The organism is Pseudomonas sp. HY2-MNA-CIBAN-0224, from assembly GCF_040310285.1.
Taxonomy (GTDB): Bacteria; Pseudomonadota; Gammaproteobacteria; order Pseudomonadales; family Pseudomonadaceae; genus Aquipseudomonas; species Aquipseudomonas helleri.
This window is the reverse complement of sequence record NZ_JBEOPQ010000449.1, coordinates 1-278: the sequence shown is the minus strand read 5'-3', so window position 1 is coordinate 278 and position 278 is coordinate 1. Positions and strand designations below refer to the sequence as shown.

At 44.6% G+C, this 278-nt stretch carries 1 protein-coding gene; it reads right to left on the bottom strand.

Going from position 1 to position 278, the window contains the following annotated elements; translation table 11 throughout:
• The coding region (locus AAEZ03_RS27120) for an enoyl-CoA hydratase/isomerase family protein (protein ID WP_350582920.1) at positions 1–278 on the bottom strand (278 nt) is incomplete at both ends.

The following is a 278-nucleotide window of genomic DNA, read 5'->3' as shown; positions in this document are numbered from 1 at the left end:
GGTAAATACCACCTGCATCTGGAATCAAACCAATATTGACAAAGGCTTGCACAAACTTTGCATTATCAGCGGCGATACGGAAATCACAGGTCAGTGCCAAATTCATGCCTGCACCAGCGACAGCACCTTCTAATTTAGCAATGATAGGCTTATGGATATTACGCAGCTTTAAGCTCACTTCTGCGACTTCACGTAGCATAAAATCAAGCTTTGCGACCAATGCCTCAGACTCCATACCGTTCTCTAGCATTTCACCGATATGACCGCCACTAGAGAAA